We start from the raw sequence: 775 nt of genomic DNA on the forward strand, positions 1-775 counted from the left end.
CGGATTTCCATATCACGGTTGCAACGGTGCGCTACTCCGTTCCGCACCAGCTTGTTGGCCGCACTGTCGATGTGCGCATCACAGGCCAGGTCTTGACCGTCTTTGACCAGGGGACAACCGTGGCAACCCACCAGGTTTCGCATAAGCGTGGGGCCTATGTCACTGACTATGAGCACATTCCATCTGGAATGGACTCCACCCGTGGGCTGTGGACAAGCGACTACTTTTATCGCGAAGCCAGCAAAACCGGCCCGGCAACACGCAAGGTCATCGAAGAACTCATCGCGGCGAAAGCCATCCCGGCTCAGGCGTACCAGTCCTGTAGAAACGTGCTGTCGATGGGCAAACACGGCAACAAACCAATCCTGGAAGAGGCATGCCAGCGCCTGATGGCCAACGACGGCAGCCGACGGGCTGTGTCATATACCGCGGTCAAAAACATGATGGCCGCCATACGCAAAGAACACACCACCCGGCCCCGCGGGTTAGACCAGGCCCCGCGCAGCACCACAGTCAACCAGCCCACCGCCCCTGCAATCACCGACCGGGATACCACCGGCGCGTTTCTCGGCGGTGCAGACCAGTTCAGCATGGACAACCTCGCTAAGAAAGGACACTAAAAGCCCATGTCATCACCAACCCCGCCAGCAGATCGCTTCCTTGACGAGTCCGTCCTGCCCGACTTCACCGCGCTGCGGATGACTGCCTTCGGCAGAAGCGTCATCGACATCGCCAACGATCCCGCATTCGACGCATGGACGTTTTCCCAAAAGGT

At 59.2% G+C, this 775-nt stretch carries 1 pseudogene; it reads left to right on the forward strand.

Features of this window, described 5'->3' with window-relative positions:
• A pseudogene (locus HMPREF2967_RS07720) lies at positions 1-620 on the forward strand (IS21 family transposase); the annotation flags it as partial.
• Positions 621-775: the final 155 nt, after the last annotated feature.

Source organism: Corynebacterium sp. HMSC059E07, assembly GCF_001814395.1.
GTDB classification, from domain to species: domain Bacteria; phylum Actinomycetota; class Actinomycetes; order Mycobacteriales; family Mycobacteriaceae; genus Corynebacterium; species Corynebacterium hesseae.